Source organism: Corynebacterium humireducens NBRC 106098 = DSM 45392, from assembly GCF_000819445.1.
Taxonomy (GTDB): domain Bacteria; phylum Actinomycetota; class Actinomycetes; order Mycobacteriales; family Mycobacteriaceae; genus Corynebacterium; species Corynebacterium humireducens.
Window position 1 is genome coordinate 1,358,054 of record NZ_CP005286.1, and the last position, 16,232, is coordinate 1,374,285.

At 67.8% G+C, this 16,232-nt stretch carries 14 protein-coding genes; 8 read left to right on the forward strand and 6 right to left on the reverse strand.

The features are described from left to right. Positions 1-123 precede the first annotated feature (123 nt). Positions 124-2,901 carry an aconitate hydratase AcnA gene (gene acnA / locus B842_RS06785; RefSeq protein WP_211257050.1) on the reverse strand — a complete coding sequence of 926 codons (2,778 nt, stop codon included), beginning with the start codon at positions 2,899-2,901 and terminating at the stop codon, positions 124-126. Between the two features lie 268 nt (positions 2,902-3,169). Between acnA and B842_RS06790 the strand changes: the two genes are divergently transcribed. From B842_RS06790 to B842_RS06800, 3 genes are all read left to right on the forward strand, one after another. Then, entirely contained in the window at positions 3,170-3,676 is a 507-nt protein-coding gene (locus tag B842_RS06790; protein WP_040085843.1) for an Rv1476 family membrane protein, read from the forward strand. A gap of 446 nt (positions 3,677-4,122) precedes the next feature. Next, entirely contained in the window at positions 4,123-6,042 is a 1,920-nt protein-coding gene (locus B842_RS14075; protein ID WP_040085844.1) for a DIP1281 family NlpC/P60 protein, read from the forward strand. Between the two features lie 51 nt (positions 6,043-6,093). After that, entirely contained in the window at positions 6,094-7,176 is a 1,083-nt protein-coding gene (locus tag B842_RS06800) for a ferrochelatase (protein WP_040085845.1), read from the forward strand. On the opposite strand, the gene B842_RS06805 is transcribed toward B842_RS06800, so the two are convergent. Beyond that, the gene (locus B842_RS06805; protein WP_040085846.1) at positions 7,143-7,874 is read right to left on the reverse strand and encodes a hypothetical protein; all 732 of its coding nucleotides are present in this window, start codon (positions 7,872-7,874) and stop codon (positions 7,143-7,145) included. The two genes, B842_RS06800 and B842_RS06805, sit on opposite strands and share 34 nt — an antisense overlap. A gap of 33 nt (positions 7,875-7,907) precedes the next feature. Between B842_RS06805 and B842_RS06810 the strand changes: the two genes are divergently transcribed. Genes B842_RS06810 through B842_RS06820 form a run of 3 tightly spaced genes read left to right on the forward strand, consistent with a single transcriptional unit; the run spans position 7,908 to position 10,438 of the window. Beyond that, a complete protein-coding gene (locus B842_RS06810) occupies positions 7,908-8,756 on the forward strand; it encodes a DUF3097 domain-containing protein (RefSeq protein ID WP_040085847.1) in 849 nt (282 codons plus the stop codon). Positions 8,757-8,779: 23 nt separating this feature from the next. Next, positions 8,780-9,208: an NfeD family protein gene (locus B842_RS06815; protein WP_040085848.1), complete on the forward strand. Its 429-nt coding sequence runs from the start codon at positions 8,780-8,782 to the stop codon at positions 9,206-9,208. Further along, positions 9,209-10,438 (forward strand): SPFH domain-containing protein, encoded by a 1,230-nt coding sequence (locus B842_RS06820; protein WP_052437801.1) that lies wholly within the window; start codon positions 9,209-9,211, stop codon positions 10,436-10,438. Here B842_RS06820 and B842_RS06825 read toward each other — a convergent pair. Then, positions 10,435-11,013: a DNA-binding protein gene (locus tag B842_RS06825; protein ID WP_040085849.1), complete on the reverse strand. Its 579-nt coding sequence runs from the start codon at positions 11,011-11,013 to the stop codon at positions 10,435-10,437. The genes B842_RS06820 and B842_RS06825 overlap by 4 nt on opposite strands. A 10-nt stretch (positions 11,014-11,023) precedes the next feature. After that, a complete protein-coding gene (locus tag B842_RS06830) occupies positions 11,024-11,725 on the reverse strand; it encodes a TVP38/TMEM64 family protein (protein WP_040085850.1) in 702 nt (233 codons plus the stop codon). Positions 11,726-11,841: 116 nt separating this feature from the next. On the opposite strand from B842_RS06830, the gene B842_RS06835 reads away from it, so the two are divergent. After that, positions 11,842-12,264: a cupin domain-containing protein gene (locus tag B842_RS06835; RefSeq protein WP_040085851.1), complete on the forward strand. Its 423-nt coding sequence runs from the start codon at positions 11,842-11,844 to the stop codon at positions 12,262-12,264. Positions 12,265-12,310: 46 nt separating this feature from the next. Here the strand turns inward: B842_RS06835 and B842_RS06840 are convergent, their stop codons facing one another. Both B842_RS06840 and B842_RS06845 read right to left on the reverse strand, forming a co-directional pair. Then, on the reverse strand, positions 12,311-13,282 hold the full coding sequence (locus B842_RS06840) for an Abi family protein (protein ID WP_040085852.1): 972 nt from the start codon (positions 13,280-13,282) through the stop codon (positions 12,311-12,313). 337 nt (positions 13,283-13,619) lie between these two features. Next, positions 13,620-14,848, reverse strand: a protein-coding gene (locus B842_RS06845; protein ID WP_156119467.1) for an IS3 family transposase whose coding sequence is annotated in 2 segments (ribosomal slippage) — positions 13,620-14,521 and positions 14,521-14,848 — 1,230 coding nt in all. Because the reading frame shifts where the segments join, the coding sequence is not laid out codon by codon here. 149 nt (positions 14,849-14,997) lie between these two features. Here B842_RS06845 and B842_RS06855 point away from each other — a divergent pair. After that, the gene (locus tag B842_RS06855; protein WP_040084484.1) at positions 14,998-16,188 is read left to right on the forward strand and encodes an IS1249 family transposase; all 1,191 of its coding nucleotides are present in this window, start codon (positions 14,998-15,000) and stop codon (positions 16,186-16,188) included. The last annotated feature ends 44 nt before the right edge of the window (positions 16,189-16,232 follow it).

A 16,232-nucleotide genomic window follows, 5' to 3' on the forward strand; every position in this document is an offset into this window, starting at 1 on the left:
GGGACTCCTGTCGGGGGAATAGGGAAAAAGGGGAGAGGGGGCTGCTCTCCCCGGTGGCGTGACGCCTTAGCCGGGGATGCAGCCCCCTCTCAGAGGCAGTTCACACTGCGGGAGGATGCTCGCTTACTTGGCAGCAGCGATCATCTGACGCAGGACGTACTGCAGGATGCCGCCGTTGCGGTAGTAGTCGGCCTCACCCGGGGTGTCGATGCGGACAATCGCGTCGAACTCCACGGTGGAGCCGTCCTCCTTGGTGGCGGTGACCTTGACGGTCTTCGGGGTCTCGCCCTCGTTCAGGGCGGTGATGCCCTCGATGTCGAAGACCTCGGTGCCGTCCAGGCCCAGGGACTCGTGGGACTCGCCCTCCGGGAACTGCAGCGGGATGACACCCATACCGATCAGGTTCGAGCGGTGGATACGCTCGAAGGACTCGGTGATGACGGCCTTCACGCCGAGCAGGATGGTGCCCTTCGCGGCCCAGTCACGGGAGGAACCGGTGCCGTACTCCTTGCCACCCAGGACGACCAGCGGGGTGCCGGCCTCCTTGTAGTTCATGGCGGCGTCGTAGATGTAGGCCTGCGGGCCACCCTCCTGGGTGAAGTCACGGGTGTAGCCACCGGTGACGTCGACCAGCTGGTTGGCCAGGCGGATGTTCGCGAAGGTACCGCGGACCATGACCTCGTGGTTACCACGACGGGAGCCCAGGGAGTTGTAGTCCTTGCGCTCGACACCCATGGAGTCCAGGTACTGGGCTGCCGGGGTGCCCGGCTTGATGGAGGAGGCCGGGGAGATGTGGTCGGTGGTCACGGAGTCGCCGAGCTTGGCGAGGACGCGGGCGCCCTTGATGTCCTCGACCGGCTGCGGCTCGAGCGGCATGCCGTCGAAGTACGGTGCCTTACGGATGTAGGAGGAGTTCTCGTCCCACTCGAAGGTCTTGCCGGTCGGGATGTCGAGCTCCTGCCACTGCTTGTCGCCCTTGAAGACGTCAGCGTAGTCGGCCTCGTACAGCTCGCGGGAGATGGAGGCCGCGATGGTCTCCTCGATCTCCTCGGTGGAGGGCCAGATGTCCTTCAGGAAGACGTCGTTGCCGTCCTTGTCCTGACCCAGGGCATCGGTCTCGAAGTCGAAGTCCATGGTGCCGGCGATGGCGTAGGCGATGACCAGCGGCGGGGAGGCCAGGTAGTTCATCTTGACGTCGGGGGAGATACGACCCTCGAAGTTACGGTTGCCGGACAGGACTGCGGTGGCGGCCAGGTCGTGCTCGTTGATGGCGGAGGAGACCTCAGCCGGGAGCGGACCGGAGTTGCCGATGCAGGAGGTGCAGCCGAAGCCGGAGAGGTAGAAGCCCAGGGCCTCCAGATCCTTCCAGAGGTCGGCGCGCTTGAAGTAACCGTCGACGACCTGGGAGCCCGGGGCGCAGATGGTCTTGACCCACGGCTTGGACTTCAGGCCCAGCTCGTTGGCCTTGCGGGCCAGCAGGCCGGCTGCGACCAGCACGGACGGGTTGGAGGTGTTGGTGCAGGAGGTGATGGAGGCGATGGCCACCATGCCGTGGTCGAGGGTGTACTCGCCGCCCTGCGGGGACTCGACGATGACCGGCTTGGAGGCGCGGCCCTCGGCGGAGTCGGCAGCGGACTCGCCGTTGCCCGGGAAGGACTGGTTGTAGTCGTCGCCGACGGCCTTGGTGGCGCGGACCGGCTCAGCGACCTCGTCGGAGGCGTAGGTCGGCAGGTCCTTGCGGAACTGTGCCTTGGCCTCGGAGAGGAGGATGCGGTCCTGCGGGCGCTTCGGGCCGGCGATGGACGGGACGACGGTGGAGAGGTCCAGCTCGAGGTACTCGGAGTACTCGGCCTCCGGGGCGTCCTCGTAGAGCCACATGCCCTGAGCCTTGGCGTATGCCTCGACGCGGGCGATGTCCTCCTCGGAGCGGCCGGTGAGCTCGAGGTACTTGATGGTCTCCTCGTCGATCGGGAACATGGCACAGGTGGAGCCGAACTCCGGGGACATGTTGCCGATGGTGGCGCGGTTCGCCAGCGGGACGGACTTGACGCCGTTGCCGTAGAACTCGACGAACTTCTGGACGACGCCGTGGTTACGCAGCATCTCGGTGATGGTGAGGACCACGTCGGTGGCGGTGACGCCGGCCGGGATCTCACCGGTCAGCTTGAAGCCGACGACGCGCGGGATGAGCATGGAGACCGGCTGGCCCAGCATGGCAGCCTCGGCCTCGATGCCGCCGACGCCCCAGCCCAGGATTCCCAGGCCGTTCTCCATGGTGGTGTGGGAGTCGGTGCCGATGCAGGTGTCCGGGTAGGCGAGGCCGTTGTTGTCGAAGACAACGCGGGACAGGTACTCGATGTTGACCTGGTGGACGATGCCGGTTCCCGGGGGAACGACGCGGAAGTTGGAGAAGTTCTCGGCACCCCAGCGGAGGAACTGGTAGCGCTCCTCGTTGCGCTGGTACTCGATCTCGACGTTCTTCTCCAGAGCGGCGGAGGTACCGAATGCCTCGACGATGACGGAGTGGTCGATGACCATCTCGGCCGGGTTCAGCGGGTTGACGTCGTCCGGGTCGCCGCCCAGGGTCTTCACGGCCTCGCGCATGGTGGCCAGGTCGACTGCACAGGCGACACCGGTGAAGTCCTGCATGAGGACACGTGCCGGGGTGAACTGGATCTCGATGGAGGGCTCAGCCTTCGGATCCCAGTTGGCGATTGCCTCGATGTGCTCGGTGGTGATGTTTGCGCCGTCCTCGGTACGCAGAAGGTTCTCGCCGAGAACCTTCAGGGAGTACGGCAGCTTCTCCATGCCCGGCACGGCGTCGAGGGCGAAGTAGTCGTAGGACTTCTCGCCGACCTCGAGGGTGCGCTTGGCGTTGAAGGAGTTCTTGCTTTCGGTCACAGGGAGCTCCATTTCCTCTTCATTGAACTGGAATGTTCGTTACCCGCACCCGTCTACCCCGGTCAAGGTAGGCGTGCACCGGCAGAACGCGGTGGTACGTCCCCAAGTGTAGGGATTCGGACCAACGACCGCTGCAATTCTAACAGTACGAGCGTCTTGTTTGTGGCTTTTCGCTGTGTGTCCGGCGCGTCGCCACCCCCGCCACACCCGCGGAGGATAGAAATAGCGGTGTCCGCACGCCGCCCCATGCGAAAGAAGCCGCACCACGATGATTCCCGCCGGCATCGACACCGATGACCTCGCCCGCCAGATCGGGGAGGACGCCGTCGCCTTCGGCGGGAAGGTCCCGGCTGAGCGGATCGCGGAGCTGGAGCCCGGGCTTATCGACGCCGTCGGCCACGCCGACGCGACCGGCTTCGGCTCGCTGGGCGTCGTCATCCTGGGGGAGACCCCGCCCCACACGCCGGATCTGCGCGACGTGGCGCAGGACGTCCTGCTGGCCACCGACGTGGACACGGTCATCGTCCGGGCGCCGGAGTCGGGGGCGATCGTCAGCGACGTGCACACCCGGGCCGACATCGAAACCGCGCAGTGGCCTTTCCTGGGCGATCCCGACGTGGTCGGGGGAGTGTTCGGGTTCATCGACGACGTGAACGGCTCCTCCGTGGACTGGGTCTCCGCCGTCGCCCTCATCGTCATCGCCCTGGCGGCGGTGGTGGTGTTCACGGTGCTGGGCGCGCGGCGACGTGCAGGCTGGTCAAGCCCCCAGGCCTGACCCCCCATTTCAGTGCCACGGAAACTGATGCAGAATCGTTATTCTTTTCCAGGGTAAGCGCCTCGGGAAACTCTAAAAATGTGATGAACATCACATGATTGTTACCATTCCGTCATTCTGCAGGTCACGCCCCACACGGTGGTCATGTGGCGAGCCTTTACTCGTGGTAACGATGATAAACATTGGGTCACGAAGCCCTGGAGTGTTCTATGGTGCCGTTATCGGCTCATGGGTCGATGGACACCTCCAACAGAATCAGCTGTCGCGACCGGGACGGTCGTCAACGTCATCGCACGGGCATGTGGGGAAGCACGCCAAGCGCGGAGAGGCACTGAATCGATGCTGCGGGGTCTGGATACCCGTGTGCCCTGACCGATGATCAATCGATTCGGCACCCTCACAGTCAAGGGTCACACCTTGATGGTGTGGGTACGTGAGGAGTACACGTGGCCCCGACCACTCTCGTTCACGCACGCCTGCGTTCGGTGTTCGCCACCGCGCTGTGCGCTGCGTCCCTGACGGCCTTCACCCCGGCCGTCTCCCACGCGACACCAGCCTCCCCGGCGACCGCGGAGTCCGCCGCCGAGCTGGTCAACGACGTCACCCGGACCCAGGCAGAGATGGACCGGCTGGCCCTCGAGATCGGCGGACTGCACGAGGAGGTCAACAAGGCGCTCGTCGACCTGCACGACGCCCAGGCCACCGCGGAACAGGCCCGCCAGGCCGTCGTCGTGGCGCGTGCCCAGCTGACGGAGACGCAGGAGCGGATCGAGGAGGCCCAGGCCCGTCTCGACGAGATCTCCCGTGCCGCCTACCGCCGCACGGCCACCCCCGCCGCCGTGGCCACCCTCGCCGGCGAGGAGGCCTCCGAGCGCTCCCTCGACCGCCAGACCTACCTGCGCACCACCGCGGAGAAGCAGCGCGCCGCCGTCGAGGAGCTCGACCAGCTGCGCACGGAGCAGGCCAACCGCGAGTCGGAGCTGCGCCAGCTGCGCAACCTCGCCGAGGAGCGGGAGGCCCGCGCCCTGGCCCGCGAGGCCGAGGCCCGCACCGCCATCGAGGTGAACAACTCCCGCATCGGCGAGCTCACCGTCGAGCGCGACCGCCTCGCCGCCGAGCGTGACGCTGCGCAGGAGCAGCTCGACGCCGCCCGCAACGAGATCGCCGCCGGCAACGCCGCCCAGCAGGACGCCCAGGAGTACCGCGAGGCCGACGCCGTCCGCCGGGCCGCCGAGGACGAGGCGGCCGTCGACACGCAGGCCGCGGACGAGGCCCGTCGCGTCGTCGAGGAGGAGACCGCCGCCGCCGAAGAGGCCCGCGTTGCGGCAGAGGAGGCGGCCCGGGCCGCCGCCGAGGCCGAGGAGCGCGAGCAGGAGGTCGTCCGCGCCGCCGAGCAGGCTGCCGCGGAGGCCCGTGAGGCCGCCGCCCAGGCTGAGGCGGAGGAGGCCGCACGGGAGGCGCAGGAGCGGATCGACCGCGAGCGTCGGGAAGCGGAGCAGGCTGCGGAGGCCGCCCGCGAGGCGGCACGTCAGGCTGAGGCTGAGGCGGCGGCACGTCGGGAAGCACAGGAGCGCGCCGAGCAGGAGGCGGCCGAGCGGGCCGCCCGCGAGGCGGAGGCACAGGCCTTCCGGGACGCCGCCACGGCCGCAGCTGTCGCGGCCGCCGCGGCGGTCATCGCGGCGGCGCAGGCCGACCACATCTCCCTCGAGAACCCGTACCCGTCCGTCGCGGACGAGGACGCGGCGCCGACCCCCATCGCGCCGATCCAGAACCCCACGGGCACCGTGACCGAGGAGCCGGCGGCCGAGACGCCGTCCAGCGTCGGCTCCGCCACGGACTCCACCGACGCCGAGGCCGACAGCTCCCTGTCGACCGGCCCGGTCCTGGACACCCTCCAGGAGATCAGCGAGCAGGCGGCGGCGGAGATCGCCCCGATCGGTGACCGTGCCGCGCAGATCGAGGCGGTCATCGCCCGCGCCGAGTCCCAGCTGGGCGTGCCCTACGCCTGGGGTGGCGGCAACGCCTCCGGCCCGACCCGCGGCATCCGCGACGGCGGCATCGCGGACTCCTTCGGTGACTTCAACAAGATCGGCTTCGACTGCTCCGGCCTGGTGCTCTACGCCTTCGCCGGCGTCGGCATCGCCCTGCCGCACTACACCGGCTACCAGTACAACCACGGCACCAAGATCGACCCGAGCCAGATGCAGCGCGGCGACCTCATCTTCTACGGTCCCTCCGGCAACCACCACGTGGCCATCTACCTCGGTGACGGCATGATGCTCGAGGCCCCGAACTCCGGGTCCACCGTGCAGAAGGCCCCGGTCCGCTGGTCCGGCATGTCCCCGTACGCGGTGCGGCTGATCTAGTTCGCGGCCAGTCGTCCGGCCGTCAACCGAAGGGTTGATAGGCTCAGGCACATGGCTGATGAACTGAACTTCGACGCCCTCCTCGTCCTCTCCTTCGGTGGTCCCGAAGGTGACGAGGAGGTCGTCCCCTTTCTGGAGAACGTCACCCGTGGCCGCGGCATCCCGCGTGAGCGTCTGGAGAAGGTCGGTGAGCACTACTTCCACTTCGGCGGCGTGAGCCCGCTCAACCGCCTCAACCGGGAGATCATCGGCAACCTGGAGAAGGAGCTGGCCTCCCGCGGGATGGAGCTGCCGGTCTACTTCGGCAACCGCAACTGGCACCCCTTCGGTGAGGACACCGCCGAGCAGATGTCCCGCGACGGCGTGCGTCGCGCCCTCGTGTTCGCCACCTCCGCGTGGGGCGGCTACTCCGCCTGCCTGCAGTACAACGAGGACATCCGCCGGATGATCGCCCACCTCGAGGAGAAGGGGGTGGAGCCGGTCGAGTTCACCAAGCTGCGCCAGTTCTACGACCACCCGGTGTTCGTCCGTCTCATGGCCGACGCCGTCCGCGAGTCCCTGGACAAGGTCCCGGCGGAGCGTCGCGACGCCACCCGCGTCCTGTTCACCGCCCACTCCGTGCCCACCGCCGCCGACGAGGCCGCCGGCGGCCCCGAGGACCCGCACCTCTACTCCCGCCAGGTCGCGGAGGCCTCCCGCCTCATCGCGGAGGCCGCGGGCGTCGACGAGTACGACGTCGTGTGGCAGTCCCGTTCCGGCGACCCGCGCACCCCGTGGCTCGAGCCCGACATCGTCGACCACACCACTGACCTCGCGGCCGCGGGCGTCACCGCCGTCGTCGTGTGCCCGGTGGGCTTCATCTCCGATCACATGGAGGTCATCTGGGACCTCGACACCGAGCTCGTCGAGGCCGCCCGCGACCTCGGCACCGACGGCGTCCACGTCGAGCGCACCCGCACCGCCGGCCCCGAGCAGGAGTTCGCCGGCATGGTCGTCGACATCATCGGCGAGCTCGTCGAGAACTCCGAGCCCGCCTCACTCGGCACCGTCACCGTCCAGGGCTGCACCGTCAACGGCGCGGCCTGCCGCCCGGGCTGCTGTCAGGTCAGCCGCCCGAACTCGCGCACCGCGTAGGCCACCCCGGCCATCCGCGCGGCGCGGATGTGCCGCCACAGGCCCAGCAGCTGCGGGTCGATGCGGTGGTCGTTCATCCGGCGGGTGACCGTCTCGATGATCGCCCCCACCCGGTCGGCCCGCGCGAAGAGCTTCGCCGCCCGCCCCGGCACCGCCGCGGGCAGGCCGGGCGTGTCGTAGAAGTCGGCGAGGGTGCCCACCGTCAGGCGTGGCGACGCCAGCGCGTCGGTCGTGTACCCCGAGGCCATGACCAGCCGCGCCGCCTCGTTCGTCGCCTGCGTCAGCAGCTCGTCCGCCTCACCCGGGCTCAGCCACGCCGGGGCCGGCAGCGGCCCCTCCTCGACGAACCACTCCCAGTTCCCCTCCGCGTCCGGGACGAGGATGTGGTGGGTGAGCGGGGCGGCGTCGGCAAGCACGAGGGCCCCGGCACTGCTTACCGACGCCGCCTCCGCCGCCGCGCTCCCCGCCGGCAGGGCGGGCGCCTCGCCCGGCCCGGAGAGCACCAGACGCAGGGCCGGCTCCTCCCCGTCGAGGCCGACGCTGCGGCGGATGTCCCCGAGGACGTCGACCAGGCCGTCCGCCCCGAGATCCGCCAGCGCGTCGATGACGTTGTCCGTCGCCTCGAGCCCGTGGAGCCACGCACCCAGCCAGACGGCGGTGTTCTGCAGCGGGGACCAGACTTCGGCGCGGATATCCATGGCGGGGGAGTCTAGCCGATACAGTGGTCGGCCATGAGCTTCCACGATCCCTACGCCGGCGACATCCTCTCCGGCCACGCACGTTCCCGCCCCCGCGAGTACCCCAAGGTCGAGGCCACCCCCGGCCTCGTCGTCGAGGTCCGCGGCGACGACTACGTCGGGGCGGTCGTCGGCTGGGAGCGCACCTACGACGGAGAGTTCGTCCGCCTCGAGGACCGCCGCGGGGTGCAGCGCCTCTTCCAGCTCGTGAACGGCGGCTTCCTCCTCGAGGGGCAGCCGGTGACACTCATCCGCCACGTCCCGCGCCAGGAGCCCCGGGTCCGGCGCTCGAACTCCGGGTCCCGCCGGGTGGAGAACCTCGAGGCGAAGGTCGCGGCCCCGTCGCGTATCTGGGTGGAGGGTGTCCACGACGCGGCGATCGTCGAGAAGGTGTGGGGCCATGACCTGCGCGTCGAGGGCGTCGTCGTGGAGTACCTCGAGGGCCTCGACAACCTGGAGTCCCGCCTCGCCGAGTTCGGCCCCGGACCCGGGCGGCGCGTCGGCGTGCTCGCCGACCACCTCGTCGAGGGCTCCAAGGAGACCCGCATGACGCAGACGGTCGGGGAGCACGTCCTGGTCACCGGCCACCCGTACATCGACATCTGGGCGGCGGTGAAGCCGGCGGCCGTCGGCATCCGGGCCTGGCCCGAGGTCCCCTACGGCGAGGACTGGAAGACCGGCGTGTGCCGACGACTCGGCTGGTCGGACCCCCGGGAGGGCTGGCACCGCGTCTACTCGGCGGTCTCCAGCTTCCGGGACCTCGACTCCACCCTCATCGGCGCGGTCGAGCGTCTCGTCGACTTCGTCACGACGCCCGAGCTCTCCAAGGCCGACCTCATGTAGGGGCAGTTGGTACGTTGGATCCCGTGGAGGCAATCGTCTGGTTCATCGCAGCACTCGTCCTCGCCGGCCTCGAGCTGGCGGTCGGGGAGTTCACCCTGCTCATGCTCGCTGGTGCCGCCCTCGCGGCCGCCGGCGTCTCACTGGCGGGGGCTCCGCTGTGGGGATCCGTGGTGGCCTTCGCCGTCGCGGCCTTCGCGCTGCTGGTGTTCCTCAAACCCTTCCTGCGCCGCCGCATGGCGGCACCGAAGGCACTGGACACCTCCCCGCAGGCCCTGGTCGGGTCCACCGCGGTCGTCATCGAGGCGATCGAGGCCCACGGGGGACAGGTACGTCTCGACGGATCCATCTGGTCCGCCCGCTCCCTCGACCCGACCCACACGTTCGCCGAGGGTGAGCGTGTCTCCGTGATCAGCATCGACGGCGCCACCGCAGTCGTCTGGAAGGAAAACTAGATGTCCGGTCTCATACTCCTGGTAGTCCTGCTCGTCTTCGTCGCCGTCGTCGTCATCAAGTCCATCGCCCTCATCCCGCAGGGTGAGGCGGCGGTCATCGAACGGCTCGGCAGCTACACCCGCACCGTCTCCGGCGGTCTGACCCTGCTCGTCCCGTTCATCGACCGCGTCCGCGCCCGGGTGGACACCCGTGAGCGGGTCGTCTCCTTCCCACCGCAGGCCGTCATCACGCAGGACAACCTGACCGTCGCGATCGACATCGTCGTCACCTTCCAGATCAACGACCCCGCCAAGGCGATCTACGGCGTCGACAACTACATCGTCGGCGTCGAGCAGATCTCCGTCGCGACGCTGCGTGACGTCGTCGGCGGCATGACGCTGGAGGAGACCCTGACCTCCCGCGAGACCATCAACCGCCGCCTCCGCGGCGAGCTGGACGCCGCCACCGCCAAGTGGGGCCTGCGCATCAGCCGCGTGGAGCTCAAGGCCATCGACCCGCCGCCGTCCATCCAGCAGTCGATGGAGATGCAGATGAAGGCGGACCGCGAGAAGCGCGCCATGATCCTCACCGCCGAGGGCCGCCGCGAGTCCGACATCAAGACCGCCGAGGGTGAGAAGCAGGCCCGCATCCTCTCTGCCGAGGGTGAGAAGCACGCCGCCATCCTCCAGGCCGAGGCCGAGCGGCAGGCGATGATCCTCAAGGCCGAGGGTGAGCGTGCCGCCCGCTACCTGCAGGCGCAGGGTGAGGCGCGCGCGATCCAGAAGGTCAACGCCGCCATCAAGTCCTCGCAGGTCACCCCCGAGGTGCTGGCCTACCAGTACCTGGAGAAGCTGCCGCAGCTGGCCGAGGGCCAGGCCTCCACCATGTGGATGATCCCCTCCCAGTTCGGCGACTCCCTCGAGCAGTTCGCCCGGGCCTTCGCCAAGCAGGACGACCAGGGTGTCTTCCGCTACGAGCCCTCCCACGTCGACGACGAGACCCGCCAGATGGCCGGTGACGAGGACACCGACGACTGGTTCAACACCGCCACCGACCCGGAGATCGCCGCGGCGGTCGCCGCCGCCACCGCGGTGGCCAACAAGCCCGTCGACCCGGAGCTGCACGAGCTCAAGGCCCAGAAGAAGCCTCCGGCACCAGCCGCGGAGATCGAGGCCCCGGCCACCCTGGACCCGGTGGAGGACTTCGGCGCCGGGGGCGTCGAGAAGCGTGAGCCCGAGACCGACTACTAGTCCGTGGCACCCGCGTTCGCGCGGGTCAGCAGGTTGACCGCCAGGCCCCAGCCGGCGGTCTCCGCCTGCCACCCGGCCGCCTGCAGGCGCTGGGACATCGCCTGCTTGGAGATGCCCAGCTCCTCGGCGGCCTCATTCTGATTCAGCCCCGAGCGCACCAGTGACGTGGCCTCCCGGCCCTCGATGGTGCGCTTGCTCAGCACATGCCCCATGAGGGCGAAGACGGCCGCGATGTCCGACTCCAGGGTCGAGGACCCCTTCGGGCTGATCGCCACCTTCACCGTGCCCGCCCGCACCGAACCGCGCAGCGCCCCGGTCGCGGACGCCCGGGTGTGGTCCTCGTCGGTCGAACCCGGGGCCACGCCGATACCGATGGCCCAGCTGCCGTCCGACAGCAGCGCCATCACCGTGTCGCACAGGGCGGCGGGGGAGTCCACGACCGCGCAGATGTCCTCGACGCCGAGGATCTCGAACTCACCGACCCCGTTCAGGGTCGACAGCGCTTCCGCGGAACGACGCACCAGCTGGGCGCGGCGGATCTCCCGTCCCCGGTAGCGTGCATGAATGGCCAACATGGCACATAGTCTACGTCACAGACTTGACCGGTAGTCGATGGTCGACGGCGAGTCCGATGAACCCCGCCACCGCCAACGCCACCGTGAGGCCGATGACCACCGGATCCAGGTCCCCGGCCAGCATGTCCCCCAGGAACACCGTCACCACCGTGCCCGGAGCCGAACCCGCGAGCGTCGCCACGGTGAACATCCCCAACGGCACGCTCGTCAGCGCCGCCGCATAGTTCATGACCGAGAACGGCACGCCGGCGATCATCCGCAGGCTCGTCACCGCGAGCCAGCCCCGCTGCTCCAGACGCGCATTGATGCCCGCTACAGCTGGATGCCGCAGCCGCGGTGCCATCCAGTCACCGAGCAGCCCCCGCACCACCGACAGGCTCAGCGCCGCCGCCACCGTCGTCGCCGACAGAGCCACCAGGACGCCCACCCAGGGGCCGAACAGGACGCCGCTGGACAGCGTCAGGATCGTCCGGGGCACGGGGAACTGCGTGATGAGTACGTACCCCACCCAGAACAGCCCCAGGAACCACGGACCCGCCGCCTCCGCCCACTGCCGCAACGTGGCGATCGACGGCACGTCCACCACCACCGACACCCCCACGAAGGCGATGAGCGCCAGGAGCACCACGAGGCGGCGCGGCCACGACCAGGCGGCCACCGCGGCGACAGCGTCGCGGACGACGCCGACGACGAACTGCCCGAACTTTCTCACAAGCGGTCAGTCTACGCCCCCGGGAGCGCAGGTCAGGCAGGGAGTGATGGCCGCGGCGGGGGAGCATCGATACGCTTGAGGGGGACCGTGCACCCGAAGACTCCCGAGGAGACACCATGGCAGACCTGCGCACCGACCACGGACCCAACCCCTACGTCCTGGACATCGAGGACGTGACCAAGGAGAACGAGGCCTTCCGCGACACCCTGTGGACCGGGCAGTACCTCCAGATGACCGTGATGGCCATCCCTGCCGGCGGTGAGATCGGCGCGGAGGTCCACGAGGACCACGACCAGTTCCTCCGCCTCGAGGCCGGAAAGGGCCGCATCATGATCGGTGACAGCGAGGACAAGCTCGACATCGACCAGGAGGTGGAGGACGACTTCGCGATCTTCGTGCCCGCCGGCAAGTGGCACAACTTCGTCAACGAGGGCACCGAGACCGTCAAGCTCTACTCCATCTACGCGGCCCCCGACCACAGGCCGGGCACCTACCACGAGACCAAGGAGGACGCGGACAACGATCCGCACGAGCACTAGGAGCAACCCCGCGCCCCGCCCCCTTCCTGAGGGGCGGGGCGCGTTCTCATGACCGCCAGAGCTCGAGCTGCTCCCAGTAGGCCGGCGCCCCGAGCGACTCGACCGTCAGGGCGAAGGAGGTGGGGAAGCGGCGTAGCAGCTCCGCGGCGGTCGCCGACCAGTTGACCGACGGGTCGATCGAACGCATCAGGTAGGCGACGACCGCCAGGGCGTTGTAGGTGCTGAACTTCCGGTCGTCGGAGTCCCGCAGGTGGTCGAGCACGGGGATCTGCCCCAACTTGGGGCGCGGAGGGGTGTAGAGCAGCCTCCGGTTGAACAGCCGGGCCTGATGGGCGGCCAGGTTGCGCACGTAACTGAGGCTGGCGAGCCAGCTGCCCATCATCGCCTTCGTGGGGATCCCGAAGGCGGCGGCGACCTCCTCGGCGTCCTCCCGCCGCATCGCGCGGTACAGCACGGAGAGCTGACCCAGCTCGAGGATCTCCGTCAGGGCCCACACCGGCATCCGGTCGTCGTACTTGCGACGGAAGTGCCGGACGAACCACTCGTCGGAATCCGCCTGCCGCTCCCGCACACCCCTCAGCCACTGGGCGTGCTTGCTCGGCTCCCCCGGGTCCGGTGAGGGCATGGAGAAGGACTCGATGAAGTTGTCCGGGTCCTCGTAGGCGAAGGCGGAGATCCGCCCCAGGACGTAGCCGAGGCGCATGCGCAGCGCCACCTCGATGCGCTCCAGACCGTCGAGGAACAGCAGGCGCAGTTCCCGGTCGAAATCGATGATCTCCTCGGCGTGGGCGAGTGTGGTGCCGGGGCGGAACACCCCCGACGCCCGACGGTGGATCTCACCGTCGGCGTCCACGTGCTCCTCGAACACCCGGTAGGGGTACAGGTAACCGATGAGCCGGTAGTAGCCGATGGCCTCCAGGACGAGGCGGGCGCGGGCACGGTCGTCCACCTGCAGGTTCTGCTCCAGCAGACGGTCGACCTGGGCGTCCACTGTGAGCCAGGGCTTGTCGTACTGCACTGCCACACCTTTCCGCTCTTCCCGTGAATGGAAAACAGCCCGTACCTGTACGGCATCGGGCTGACCATGTTGGTGCCCAACCTAGCACAGGAGAGGGGCTCCCCGGCCGTGACCGTTCCGTGTGACACCGGGGCCCCGAACGAGTCGTCTCGAACTTCGGTGTCACACCAAATGGTCAGGGCCTCCCACCGCAACCGGGGGTTAAGCACTAAAAAGTGTGTCCGTGACTCTGCGTAGCCCCAGCACAGTGCCACTAAACCGGGGTTTAATAGCTGGGCCCGAACCCCGGAAAGTGGACACGGGGATTTCATCAAGATGCGATAGTCAGTGTAGCTAATCAGGCGGCTTCAAAGGCATTCGGCGAGCGGTAGCCGCACCATGAGTGCAAACGTTTCGTGTTGTACCGGGTGCACCACCGAAACACATCCCGGCGGCACACCAGCTGACTTGGAAAAACAGGCTCATCCTGAAGGACTTCCCGCTTCAGTGACGCGTTGAACGACTCCGCCAACGAGTTATCCGCACTCGTCCCGATCGCTCCCATCGACTGGGTGACGCCGAACTGCTCACACAACCTCCGGTACTGCTCAGAGGTATAAACACTGCCGTGATCCGAGTGGAAAATCGCCCCGTCAAGACTACCTCGGGCCCCGTGGGCCATCGTGAGGGCTTCTTCGACCAACTCGGTGCGCATGTGGTCGGCGATCGCGAAACCGGTCAACTGCCGCGAATAGCAATCAATAACGGTGGCCAGGTACATATTCGACCCGTCCGCGATCGGCAGGTACGTGATATCGCCGACGTAGACCGTGTTCGGCTTGGCTGCGGTGAACCGACGTTTCAACAGGTCCGGGAACTTCGGAACCCGTTTCGCAGACACGGTGGTCTTCACGCGGCGTTTTTTCGTGTAGCCGAACAGACCCATCTGCCGCATCAGCCGGGCCGTGCGCTTGTGATTGACCCGCTGCACAACAACGCCGCCGGCGGAGTTGCCGTCGCTGGAGTTGATAGTCGCAGTCACACGTTTCGCCCCGTAGCAGCCGTTCTCGGCGTTGAAGGTGGTCTTGATCTGCGCTCCCAGCACCGCGTCGGCGACGAGGCGTTGCTGGCGGGCAGGGGCAGCCGATTTCCAGGCGTAGTACGAGGACCGGTTGATCTTCAGAACCTCACATAACCGCTTGACCTCGTAGAAGTCTCGGTGGTCGTCAACAAATCGGAAGCGGTTCACCAATTCGTCTCTTCCGCGAAATATTTAGCCGCCTTGCGCAGGATCTCTCGTTCCTCCCGGAGCTTGGCGTTTTCGCGTTCCAACACGCGGATGCGCTCGGTATCGGAGAGTCCTTCAGCCGGGGTGCGTGCGCTGTTGGCCGCGGCGACGGGGCTGGCGACTTTCTCGCCGTTGGCGTTGGTTTTGGTGCCGGTGCCGAAGGAGTCGAGCCAGGTGCGCAGGGAGTTGCGGTTGACTCCGAGATCGGAGGCGATCGCGTTGATCGTTGCTCCGGGAGTCGACTCGTACAACGCCACTGCGTCACGCTTGAACTGCTCGGTGTAGGTCTTGCGTGGCATGGTGGAAAGGTACCTCACTTCCCCAGCGAAATGCTGGTTTCAGCGTGTCCACCATCAAGGGGTCAGGTCCGCTCCCGAACAGCTATTTCCCGCACGTTAACCCACCCCGGTGCCGCCTTCTGCTAGGCCCGCTCGATTGGCTGTAAGCGGTGACCACAAACCGACCCCGCTGCCCCGTATGCAGCCACACCACCAAGAAAAACGGCACCACCAGCAAAGGCACCACCCGCTGGCGCTGCACCGACTGCGGACACTCCTTTGTCCGCACCACCCAGCACGACCACCCCCACGCCGCCACCATGCGGACCTTCATCACCTGGGTCACCGGCACACAATCCCTGACGGCCCTGGCCGAACACCACGGCCGCCACCGCAACACCCTCAGCCGTCGGATGTCCTGGTGCTGGTGGATCATCCCACCCTCAGCAGTCGACCCGCACCGCATCCACGACCAGATCTTCCTCGATGCCACCTTCCTGGCCAGCGGCTGCCTGCTCATCGCCGCCAGCCGCACCCACATCATCAACTGGACCTGGGCACGCACAGAAACCACCGCCGCCTACCGGGAACTGATCAGCCCGATCCCCGCACCATTGATGGCTGTCATCGATGGTGGCCAAGGCGCCGCCTCCGCGATCACCTCCACATGGCCGACCACAATCATCCAACGGTGTCTGGTCCACGCCCAACGAGTTGTCCGCCGCCACACCACCAGCCGGCCACGCACCGACGCAGGGAAAACCATCTACCGTCTGGCCCTGCAGCTGACCCGGATCACCACCCTGGACCAGGCCGCCGAATGGACCGCGCACCTCCAGCAGTTCGGTGCCGTCTACCAGGACTGGCTCAACCAGAAGACCACCGTCCAGGACCCGGTGACCCGTCAGTACAAGCAGGTGTTCACCCATCCACGGGTCCGTGCCGCCTATCATTCGCTGCTGTCGTTGTACCGGCGGAAACTGCTGTTCAACTACCTCCAACCACCTGCCGGGGCCGTGGACCCGGACAGGTTCGCCCCGACCACCAACGTCCTGGAGGGCGGGTTCAACGCACCGGTCAAAGAGCTCGCCCGTCGCCACCGCGGACTGTCGCGTCCCCATCAACGCACCGTCATTGACTGGTGGCTGTACCTGAAGACACAAACTCCTGACGATCCAGTAGCGATCGCCAGGAGTCAGTCCTGGGGCCAAGTCGCACTTTCCACGGCGCAGGACTTGGTCAACCACGAAAACACCCGCCCCGACATAAACGGAATCGGTGCCCCTGCAGGCTACGACACTGCGATTGATTCCAGCTACCAGCACTCCATGGGCATCCAGCAAGGATGGATAGGCCGCTGACCCGCCTCGTCTGGCCCAGACGACACGCCCGGGCCAGACACACT

Coding starts and splice junctions, on each gene's coding strand:
- B842_RS06805 (WP_040085846.1), bottom strand. CDS start 7,874: ATGGATATCCGCGCCGAAGTCTGGTCCCCGCTGCAGAACACCGCCGTC.
- B842_RS06790 (WP_040085843.1), top strand. CDS start 3,170: ATGATTCCCGCCGGCATCGACACCGATGACCTCGCCCGCCAGATCGGG.
- B842_RS06800 (WP_040085845.1), top strand. CDS start 6,094: ATGGCTGATGAACTGAACTTCGACGCCCTCCTCGTCCTCTCCTTCGGT.
- B842_RS06810 (WP_040085847.1), top strand. CDS start 7,908: ATGAGCTTCCACGATCCCTACGCCGGCGACATCCTCTCCGGCCACGCA.
- B842_RS06835 (WP_040085851.1), top strand. CDS start 11,842: ATGGCAGACCTGCGCACCGACCACGGACCCAACCCCTACGTCCTGGAC.
- B842_RS06820 (WP_052437801.1), top strand. CDS start 9,209: ATGTCCGGTCTCATACTCCTGGTAGTCCTGCTCGTCTTCGTCGCCGTC.
- B842_RS06825 (WP_040085849.1), bottom strand. CDS start 11,013: ATGTTGGCCATTCATGCACGCTACCGGGGACGGGAGATCCGCCGCGCC.